Below are 9,966 nucleotides of genomic sequence, written 5' to 3'. Positions count from 1 at the left end.
ATAATAGATCAACTGTTTTTGAAGCAAACTGCTCCAAATTTTTTGATGGAATCGTCAAAACAGAATGACAAACCCTGCCACCTGTAGTTTTTACTGTAATTGGATAAGTTCCGGGTTTGAGATGTCTGACGCCATTCGAATGTGGCAAGCCATGCAGTCAGCGGTCTAGTATTGCAGTCATTGAACTGGAACTGATGTTTCGGTGTATTTTATTTGGTAATTTTGTATAGGTATGTTATATAAGCACGCTTAGTTTTAGTGTGCTCAGAGTGCCTGTATGTTTGCAGATTTACTTCTCCCAATGTTTGATGATGATTATTACCCTGATATTCTCGTTGCAGAAGTGAAGCAATGTGTCGAAAAATTTGCAAAAAAACTGTCAAAGCCTGAATTGTCTGAGATAGATATTTATCATTTTGCACATGAAGCGGTTATTTCTATTAATGCCATGAAGCCGCAGTTTGAAGATTTAGATTCCTCTTTGGATGACACGGCCGCAGATTATATTGCTGAAGCAATGATGATGGCTGCGCAGGCTGAAGGTTATATGGATATTGAAATGGAAGAACTGGTCGCAAATAGAGAGTGGTAATCACTCTCTAATTTATATCATAGAGAATTATTCATCATTCACTAAGCTATCTAAGAAATCTGTGAGCTGACAGCTTTCGCCACGCTGAATAGTCAATTCATGCTTTACCTTTAAATGGTGCTCACCATTGACCTCTGAATATACGCCCAAAACATTTACCCAAAATTTGGTTTTGCTGCGTAGCAGCTGATCTAATTGGGCAGTGAGTTTTGTATCCGTAAAATCCAAAATATAGCTGTAGCCGCCAGAACTGCAGCGCTTCAAGATATAACGACCTTTTTCAAAACTGACCGTTCCGGGAAATAAGTCGCCGCCTTCAAATGCTTCATTGTCCGTGTTTATATCGGAGGATGTCTCTTCTGCAGATGCTTTAAGCGCTGGCTGGGCTTGTACAGTAGACTGGGCTATGAGAAAGGCGCATGTAAGTATAATAAATTTCAGTTTTTTCATATTATTAACATATAATTATTAAATTATGGGCATAAAAAAACCAGCATACTGCTGGATATTTTATTGCACCATTTTAAAAGTATCAAAATGGTGCCCGAGGCCAGACTCGAACTGGCACGCCTTGTGGGCGGGGGATTTTAAATCCCCTGTGTCTACCGATTTCACCACTCGGGCATGTCGGCAATAATAGTGGACGAATTTGTGATTGGCAAGCATAAATCCTGATATTTGAGCTAATTACAGCCAAAACATGAGTTTATGATTAAAAAAACTGCTGAAATATGCTTTTAAAAAATCAAATTTCATTTAATTTTCATCCATTTGAGATCAAAGTGCAGCCATATTTTTCTAGCCTAAAGAAAAAATTGGATTGCTTTAATATGAAAAATAAAATTACGCGACGCGAAATGCTGCAAAAAACATTGGCAGGGATTGGCGCAGTGGGCTTGCCGATCGGTTTAACCGCCTGCGGCAGCGATGACGCTGAAAGTGCGCCATCTGCGGTTAAAGTGCAATTTCTGCATGGGGTTGCCAGCGGCGACCCGCTGCAAGACCGTGTCATTATCTGGACTAGGGTCACCCCAGAAGATGAAAGCTTGAGGCTGGAAATTCAGTGGGAAGTTTCATCCGATGAGCAGTTTAAAGCCATTATCAGCGCGGGTAAGGTACAAACCAGTCAAGCAGATGACTTTACAGTTAAAGCAGATGCTGCTGGCTTAAAACCTGCACAGAACTATTATTACCGGTTTAAATTCGGCAACGTAATGTCAGCTGCAGGGCGGACCAGAACACTGGCCGTTGCGGTGGATCAAGTCAGTTTTGCAGTATGTTCATGCTCCAACTATCCAGCCGGATATTTTCATGTCTATAAAGAAATGGCTCAGCAGAATGTTGATGCTGTACTGCATTTGGGCGATTATATTTATGAATATGGGCAGGGCGGCTATGCGACTGAAAATGCGCAAGCGCTGGGGCGCACTTTGGCAGAGGACAACAGTCAGGAGCTGCTGAACTTAACGGATTACCGCAAACGGTATGCGCTGTATCGTAAAGATGCTGATTTGCAGGCTTTGCACCAGCGGCATCCTTTTATCGTCATTTGGGATGATCATGAGCTGGCCAATGACGCCTGGCGTGATGGCGCTGAAAATCATCAAGCCGATGAAGGTGATTTTAAGGCCCGTAAAGCCGCTGCCCTGCAGGCTTACTTTGAATGGATGCCGATACGGCCGAAAACGGCAGACGATCATTTAAATATTTACCGCGAATTCAATTTTGGCAATTTGGTGCAGCTGAATATGCTGGATACACGAATTCTCGCGCGCAGCCAGCAGCTGGACTATAACGATTATCTGACTGGCGGTACTTTAGATGCTGCAAAATTTATGGCGGATTTAGCAAGTTCCGGGCGCACATTGCTGGGCCAAGTACAGCTGCAATGGCTAAGCCAGTCACTCGCAAATTCCAGTGCGAAATGGAATGTGCTGGGCCAGCAGATTTTAATGTCTAAGATGCTGATTCCGGCTGAAATTCTGCTGATGCTTGAAAAAGTGCAAAGCGGTCAAGCCGAGGCCAACGATTTACTGATCATCAAGCAAATGATTGCAGAATTAAGCGCGATTAAAATTCAGCAAATGACAGACCCTGCAAAATTAACAGCCGAACAATTGCAGCGTATTGCTGCAGTCGCGCCTTATAATTTAGATGCATGGGATGGCTATGCCTATGAACGGGAAGCGCTGTATACCGTACTGCAGCAAATTGATAAGCCTGTTGTGGTCTTGGCCGGCGATACCCATAACGCATGGTATTCAAACTTGCATGCTCAAACTGGCAAGCAAGTCGGTATAGAGCTGGCGGCGAGTTCTGTATCGTCACCGGGCATGGAGAAATATTTGCAGATCAGCGCAGCTGATATGCAAGGTTTTCAACAGGCATTCAGTTTATTGATTGATGAGTTGGAATACTGCAATCTCAGCCAACGTGGCTATTTGAAACTGAGTTTTGATCAGCAGGCTCTGCAGTCAGAATGGATTTTTGTGAATACGGTACAGCAAAAAAATTATACTGTAGATGCTGAGGCTTCTAAAATTATGCATTTTGACCGGGCACTTAAGCCTGTGCAGAATTTAGCGCAGTCCGCGTAAGAATATTAAGCTGTATAAAATAAAACGGGCGGGCTTTGACCGGCCTGCTTTATTTCATTAAGTCATCTAAATAAGTTTCTAAATTAATATGCTTGAAGCTTTTGCATAATTGGTTTTCAAAGCGCATGGTTTTATCATGCAAAGCTTTGAGCTGTTTTAAATTTTGTTTGAGAAGATATGATTTTTCTGATCTCCGTCTGCTGAAAAAAAGCTGGCATTTTGTTTTTAAAATCTGCTTATAAGACCAAAAGCAAATACGGCGAATTTCCTGCAAATAGTGAAACTGCAGATTGTCGCTGTGTTCACGGAAAAGATTTTCTTTATAAAAACGGACAAAACCAAAACTGATGGCAAAAAAGAACAGTACCGACTGCAAGAATGCGCTTTCAATATAGGCAATATTCACAGCCTGCAATAAGATGATGCCTGCCAATTTGATTGGCGTGTTGCACAGCTGTTTATACAATGAAATGGAGCTGTGTTTCATTTGCTTGATAATAAAGGGGGTCACCAGCATAAAAAACAGCATCACGGCTAAAACACCCAGCCCATGCGCACGGAATTCAGAGATTTGCGGCCAAGCTGATGCAATATAGCTTCCCAAACTCATGCTGATAGACAGGAAAATCATCGCGGCCAATATCCATGGCACCAATTCTTTTAATTCATCCAGCATGCCCTTGGTTTTCATCATGCCGTAAAAAATGTAGTTATGTTTAAATGCGGCAGGGTAAAGCAATTTGAGCTGCTCTAGAAATATTGCGGTCTGTTTATCTTGAATCATGCAAAATGCAGTATTGGAAAACGTGCTGAACAATATAATTTATTTTTTGCCAGCTGATGCGCTTTTTTTAGCTTGAATGACACAGATTCATGTCAAAGTTGGAGATATTCCCCTTTTGCCGTCAGAAATATGAGAAAATAGCGCTTTATACAAGTATTTAAAGGCTGGCTATGGCTGAGCAATCTCCTGAAAATTTAAGTGATATTGAAATCTTAGATATTTTAACGTCGATGAAAAATGATGAGCTGACTACCGAGGCAAAAGACATTATTCGTGAAGGCGGTAAGGCTGGACGTCAGGAGTCGCATAAACAGGCTTTAGTGGCTTTAAACCATTCTTTTGAAGAGAAGTTTGTGGAAGCTGTGACTCTGGCATTGCAGCTGAATGAAGGCCAAAGCAAAAAAATCCGCTACAAAAAAGACCGCATCCGTATTCTTAAAGTGCGCGGCATTGACTACATGGCAATTGACGGCGCAGAGACAGCGCAAGTTCTGTCGCAAATTTCACAAGCCATTACCCGTGAAGATGCGATTGTGACGCATGGCTTGCATAATATTTTTCCATTTTGGAAAGAGGGCTGGCCAATGGTTCAATTCGATAATGCTTATACAATTTTAGCAGAAGATATTACCATTCATTATCAAGGCGTTCTGGATGCCTTGATCAGCAAGCACTGATCAGCCTGCAAGATCTTTAAAATGTTTTGATCATAAAAAAAGCGCCTATAGGCGCTTTTTTTATGACCGTGAAGCAATCAGCGAATTATTACCCCATTGTCGAATAAAATGGAAACATACCGAATATCAGTCCGGCAGCCAGCATGACGAAGCATGTAATTGTCGCCCAAATAATGGTGAATTTTTGATGCTGGCCGAATTCGACCCCGGCAAGTCCGCACAGCAAATAGGTAGATGGAACAAGCGGCGACAGCAAATGCACCGGCTGTCCGACAATAGATGCACGCGCCATTTCTACGGGTTCAATCCCGTAATGGGCGGCAGCTTCAGATAAAATAGGCAGCACGCCAAAATAGAACGCATCATTAGACATGAAGAATGTCATTGGCATGCTGATAATTGCGGTAATTGGCGCCAGATAGGGCCCCATGCTTTGTGGAATGACCGCTACAAGCTCTTTTGACATGGATTCGACCATGCCTGTACCAGCTAATATTCCAGTGAAAATGCCGGCGGCAAAAATAATGCCGACCACATTTAGCGCACTGCCTGCATGGTTGGAAATAAGTTTTTTCTGCAGATCAATATTTCGATAGTTAACCACTAAGGCGATGCACAGTGCGACCATAAACAAGATTGGCATTGGCAGGATGCCCATAACCAAACTGATCATCAGCGCTAATGTCAGCAGCCCATTGAACCAGCGCAAATGGGCGCGGTTGGCTTCAGGGTTATTGGATATTTGAATATTGTCGCCGTGGCTGATATCTAGCTCCACAATACCTAAGCGCTTACGCTCCATGCGCCCGTACATGTAGCCCAAAAAATAAAGCCATGCGATGGCGCATAGCATTGGCAGCACCATAGGTACAAAGACTGCGCTAGGATCTACATGCAAGGCGCTTGCGGCCCGTGCTGTTGGTCCGCCCCAAGGGGTCAGGTTCATGATGCCGCTGGCCAGCATCATTAAACAGGCCATAATCAGCGGGCTCATGTCTAAGCGTTTGTATAGCGGCAGCATGGCGGCTACACAAATCATGTAAGTTGTTGAGCCATCACCATCCAGAGAAACAATAATTGTTAATGTGATGGTGCCCAATACAACTTTAAGCGGGTCACCTTTCACTAAGCGCAGAATGAATTTAACAGAGGGGTCAAACAATCCTGTATCAATCATAATGGCAAAATACAGAATCGCGAACAGCAGCATAATGCCTGTCGGCGCCAGTTTTTTGACACCTTCAATCATCATTTCACCAATCTCATAAACCTGAATATGAGAAAGGCTGTCAAAATAAAAACCAAGCAACCAAGCTATCAGTGCAAAAAGCAGAGGAATTAAAGTTAAAGCCACAAGCGGGCTCATACGTCGAGACATGATTAAATACATGAAGCAAATAATCATGCCTAGACCAAGTAGGGTTAGCATGGTTTTTCAATCCTTTGAGTTTTAATATTAATCGCTGTAAAAATCCAAGCGAGAATAAAATAAAAAGATCGAGACTAATAGGGTGTATTTAAAATGTGAAATACATCGCTATTTTTTGAAGAAATGATTGTTAAAAAATAAAGGTTTATCTAGAGTCAAAAGACGTATTTTTTTGAATTTTTAGCTAAATATTTTGTGATAGTTACAATTCACTGACAATAAGTGCTTTCAGCAGATAAAAGTCTTGCTGAATTTTTATTCAGCGGTCAAATGGTTTAAGTTAAATTTTACTCTTTATGTGATTTATGATGGTTTAATCTGTGATGAATAACGCGAGCAGCGCACGAATTGGCCAGCTAAATAAACGTCCCCAGAAAATAATTGGATTATAAAATAAAGTACCAATTGTCATCGTGCTGTTATATGCATGCCGGCTTTGCTGCTGATATGCATAGGGGGTGAGCAGCCAACAAGCGATGAAAAGGGCGGCCGCCAAGATGAGCAGGATCGGATTTTGCAGATGCGTAAAAAAGAAATAGATTAAATAAACTGCTGTATAGAAGCAAAAGCAAGTACCGATTGCGCGCAATGAAATCAGCATGGCTGAAATTCCTAATGATTTTCTTTTATTTTTAATCGCTTAATATGCATCGGAAGAATCAGATTATTCTGATTCTTCTTCAGCCGAGGCCGGTTCTTCCAGAAGGCGGGTAACCAGCAATTGGTCAATTTTAAAATGATCAACGTCAACAACTTCAAACTTATAATTACCGAAAATAACGGCATCTGCAGGACGCGGAATTTTTCTGAGCTTATACATCATAAAACCTGCCAGAGTTTCATAATTATCCGTATCCGGCATTTCATCTATTTCCAGCGCATGCATCAGGTCTTCAATGGGCGTACTGCCTTCAATAAGCCATGAATTATTGTCGCGCTTGATAATTTGCTGATCTGCTTCAATCGGTGTGACCCAGTCACCCATCACGGTAATCATAATGTCAGAAAGGGTAATGACCCCGACTACCAAAGCATATTCATTAATGACGACCGCAAATTTTTCTTTGGTTGAGCGAAAACGGTCCAGCAGTTCTGACAGCGTTAATGTATCCGGAATCGTCAGCACGTTGCGGATAGTGTTTTCATTGAGCTGCAATAAAGACTGGTTGTTTAAAATCCGCACCAGAATATCTTTGGCATCCACATAGCCGATGACATCATCAATATTTTCACTGCAGACCAAAAATTTGGAATATGGAAACTCGGCAAGCTTTTGCCGAATGCTGGCTTCAGATTCTTTGAGCGTGAAGAATACTACATTTTCACGGGTGGTCATGCTGGAGGGAACATTGCGCTCTTCCAGCTCGAATACATTTTCAATGAAATGATGTTCTTGCTTTTGCAGAACGCCGGCTTGCGCGCCTGCGTCCATGACAGCAGAAATATCATCAAAGGTAATATTGTCTTCGCGTGTTGTATTGACTTTAAATAGACGGAACAGCAAATTGGCAATAGCATTGATGAACCAAGCTAAAGGTTTGCAGACAACTATAAATATTTGAATTGGATTTATCACCGAGACGGCAATTTTTTCTGGCGCGATCATGGCCAAACGCTTGGGCATGAGGTCTGCAAATAAAATGAATAAAGAGGTGACCATGGTGAAAGACAGCGCAAAACTGATGGTTTCAGACCAAGGGCCAGAATAAAAGCGGGAAACGAATTCCAGAAAATAGGGCCGGAAAGCGCCTTCACCTAAAATACCGCCCAAAATGGCAACAGCATTTAAGCCAATTTGCGAGGCCGCAAAAAAGTCAGCGGAATTTTCCTGCAAATCTAAAACTTTCTGAGCGCGTTCATCGCCAGATTCAGCTAAGATTTTCAGTTTAACTTTACGTGCACCTGCTAGAGCGATTTCCGTTAAAGATAAAAAACCGGCCCCCGCAATAAGAATGGCGATGATTACGATATTTTGGAAGAGACTCACAAATCCACCTGCGGATCATCATTATTATGAATATTTTTAACATAAAAAAACTTGAGGGAATAATGTAATTATTTCCTCAAGTCACAGTATAGGCTTAAAAAAGAAGAATTTAAGATTAATTATGCTCAATAGTGTGAAAATTGAGAGTTATTCATCAAAAACTCGCGGTTTTCTTCTTCAATCATTTGGCGGGCCACATAAAGAATAAGCTGGCGCAGCCAACGGTGTGCAGGGTGATGATGCAGCAAAGGGCACCACGCCATTTTTAATTCAAATTCTGGAATATAAAAGGGCGGATCTTTCAGCAGCAGATTTTGGCTCTTGGCTTGCAGTCGGGCAATGCGGGTCGGCAAGGTCGCGACAAGGTCAACATTCGCAGCCAAAAGGCCAGGCATTTGGTAGTGGCGGGTAAATACAGAAATTTTCCGCTTTTGCCCAATGCGTTCCAAGGCTTGATCAATCCAGCCGAGGCCAGCCTGTTTTTCAGGATTCACGCCAAAGCCGACACCCATGCCTGTTTTTGATACCCAAATATGCTGTGCATCTAAATAGCTTTTTAAATTTAAGTTGGTGGCTGCAGGGTGTTTGCCATTTAACAGGCAAGAAAAGCTGTCACGCCAAACTAAAACTTGATGGAAGCTTTGCGGTATTTCATTAAAGCGGTTGATGGCCAAGTCAACTTTACCCTGTTCCATATCGCGGTACGACACATCGCTTGGGGTTAAAAAGTCGAGAACCACATTGGGCGCTTCAGATCGCAAGGCTTTTACCAGCCGCGGCACTAAAGTCGCTTCTGCATAATCTGAAGTCATAATGCGAAAAACGCGGTTCGAAGTATAAGGCCGGAATTCTGTACGCGGCTCTAAAATCATCGATAAATCTGCAAGCGCATCACGGATGCGCGGCTGCAATTCTAAAGCGCGCTCAGTCGGGGTCATGCCTTCAGAAGAGCGAATTAAAAGCGGATCATTAAATAAATTACGCAAACGACGCAAAATGTTGCTCATTGCCGGCTGGGTAACACCCAATTGCTCAGCAGCGCGAGTCACATTTTTTTCACGAAGAAGAACGTCTAGATAAATTAGTAGATTAAGATCGACCCGCTCCAGATTCATAAAATAAATACCGAAAATAAAATCATGAAATTATTTGGATTATGCCATAAGCCATAAGCCTTGTGTTAGAAACTGATGAAAATAAAGCCATCTATTTAAAGGGGGGGATTTACCTTAAGGCCGTTTCAAAATGCGGTCTGCGTGTATTTTCAAATGCAGTTCATTTAAGCCATTTAGCTGAAAGTGCGGGCAGCATTTCTTGCAGATTTCTAATCTTGAAATTGATTAGCTTAGCTAATGAATGCTTTAGAAATGCGCTCATATAATAAACATTGCAATTTATACAGAAGAGGCTGTCATTTCGGTCAATTTTAGCAATATTTTGCCATTGCAAGCCTTTTTAATAACTGACGAGACTTAAGTCTAATGAATAAAATTAGTGCAATTTGTATAAACAATACGCATTTTAAATTCCAATTAAATATATAAAAAACATTGGTTTAAATAATTTTGGTTAAAATGTAATTAGACTTTGATCTACCCATTTTTTAAATAAATACTGAAAATTAATGCAAGATATTGGATTAATTTTTTCAGTCAATCTAATCTAGCTTCATCAAACCGATGTGCTCTAAATCTGTACAAATCATAGAGGGTATGATTTTAGCCATCCGTTGCAGCAAGTCCTATTATTATATATACATACCAAACAGCTATTGATGCAATCCGCGAATTAAAAGCAAAATTCGGAAGCACTTGGGCAGACATCAGTCCTGAAGATGCTGCGCGTATGCAAATTCAAAACCGTTTCAAAACAGGTTTAGRMATTGCGAAATACACAGCTG

At 41.6% G+C, this 9,966-nt stretch carries 9 protein-coding genes and 1 tRNA gene; 4 read left to right on the top strand and 6 right to left on the bottom strand.

What is annotated here, in order from left to right; all coding sequences use genetic code 11:
- The first annotated feature begins 277 nt into the window (after positions 1-277).
- Positions 278-592 (top strand): DUF5713 family protein, encoded by a 315-nt coding sequence (locus AZH43_RS16145; protein ID WP_067671879.1) that lies wholly within the window; start codon positions 278-280, stop codon positions 590-592.
- A gap of 27 nt (positions 593-619) precedes the next feature.
- Here the strand turns inward: AZH43_RS16145 and AZH43_RS16140 are convergent, their stop codons facing one another.
- Positions 620-1,042 (bottom strand): hypothetical protein, encoded by a 423-nt coding sequence (locus tag AZH43_RS16140; RefSeq protein WP_067671875.1) that lies wholly within the window; start codon positions 1,040-1,042, stop codon positions 620-622.
- Positions 1,043-1,130: 88 nt separating this feature from the next.
- Positions 1,131-1,216 (bottom strand) — tRNA-Leu (locus AZH43_RS16135).
- Positions 1,217-1,422: 206 nt separating this feature from the next.
- Here AZH43_RS16135 and AZH43_RS16130 point away from each other — a divergent pair.
- Positions 1,423-3,189, top strand: a complete 1,767-nt coding sequence (locus tag AZH43_RS16130; protein WP_067671885.1) for an alkaline phosphatase D family protein — start codon at positions 1,423-1,425, stop codon at positions 3,187-3,189.
- 49 nt (positions 3,190-3,238) lie between these two features.
- On the opposite strand, the gene AZH43_RS16125 is transcribed toward AZH43_RS16130, so the two are convergent.
- Complete coding sequence (locus AZH43_RS16125) at positions 3,239-3,973, bottom strand: hypothetical protein (protein ID WP_067671872.1); 735 nt, start codon at positions 3,971-3,973, stop codon at positions 3,239-3,241.
- 170 nt (positions 3,974-4,143) lie between these two features.
- Here AZH43_RS16125 and AZH43_RS16120 point away from each other — a divergent pair, with 170 nt between their 5' ends.
- Positions 4,144-4,650: a hypothetical protein gene (locus AZH43_RS16120; protein WP_067671869.1), complete on the top strand. Its 507-nt coding sequence runs from the start codon at positions 4,144-4,146 to the stop codon at positions 4,648-4,650.
- 88 nt (positions 4,651-4,738) lie between these two features.
- Here the strand turns inward: AZH43_RS16120 and AZH43_RS16115 are convergent, their stop codons facing one another.
- From AZH43_RS16115 to AZH43_RS16100, 3 genes are all read right to left on the bottom strand, one after another.
- Positions 4,739-6,079: a CitMHS family transporter gene (locus tag AZH43_RS16115; RefSeq protein ID WP_067671866.1), complete on the bottom strand. Its 1,341-nt coding sequence runs from the start codon at positions 6,077-6,079 to the stop codon at positions 4,739-4,741.
- A 664-nt stretch (positions 6,080-6,743) separates the two neighbouring features.
- Entirely contained in the window at positions 6,744-8,066 is a 1,323-nt protein-coding gene (locus tag AZH43_RS16105) for a hemolysin family protein (RefSeq protein WP_067671863.1), read from the bottom strand.
- 125 nt (positions 8,067-8,191) lie between these two features.
- The gene (locus AZH43_RS16100; RefSeq protein WP_067671860.1) at positions 8,192-9,181 is read right to left on the bottom strand and encodes a LysR family transcriptional regulator; all 990 of its coding nucleotides are present in this window, start codon (positions 9,179-9,181) and stop codon (positions 8,192-8,194) included.
- A 634-nt stretch (positions 9,182-9,815) separates the two neighbouring features.
- Between AZH43_RS16100 and AZH43_RS18970 the strand changes: the two genes are divergently transcribed.
- Positions 9,816-9,966, top strand: a 151-nt coding sequence (locus tag AZH43_RS18970; RefSeq protein WP_227509833.1) for a hypothetical protein, incomplete at its 3' end; no start/stop codon positions are given.

The organism is Acinetobacter pragensis (assembly GCF_001605895.1).
Classification (GTDB): domain Bacteria; phylum Pseudomonadota; class Gammaproteobacteria; order Pseudomonadales; family Moraxellaceae; genus Acinetobacter; species Acinetobacter pragensis.
The sequence above is the reverse complement of the archived record's forward strand: the minus strand, read 5'-3'. Positions and strand labels throughout refer to the sequence as shown.

Bases quoted from the DNA above. Each gene is read 5' to 3' on its own strand.
- AZH43_RS16145 (WP_067671879.1), top strand. From the start codon at position 278: ATGTTTGCAGATTTACTTCTCCCAATGTTTGATGATGATTATTACCCT.
- AZH43_RS16140 (WP_067671875.1), bottom strand. From the start codon at position 1,042: ATGAAAAAACTGAAATTTATTATACTTACATGCGCCTTTCTCATAGCC.
- AZH43_RS16130 (WP_067671885.1), top strand. From the start codon at position 1,423: ATGAAAAATAAAATTACGCGACGCGAAATGCTGCAAAAAACATTGGCA.
- AZH43_RS16125 (WP_067671872.1), bottom strand. From the start codon at position 3,973: ATGATTCAAGATAAACAGACCGCAATATTTCTAGAGCAGCTCAAATTG.
- AZH43_RS16120 (WP_067671869.1), top strand. From the start codon at position 4,144: ATGGCTGAGCAATCTCCTGAAAATTTAAGTGATATTGAAATCTTAGAT.
- AZH43_RS16115 (WP_067671866.1), bottom strand. From the start codon at position 6,079: ATGCTAACCCTACTTGGTCTAGGCATGATTATTTGCTTCATGTATTTA.
- AZH43_RS16100 (WP_067671860.1), bottom strand. From the start codon at position 9,181: ATGAATCTGGAGCGGGTCGATCTTAATCTACTAATTTATCTAGACGTT.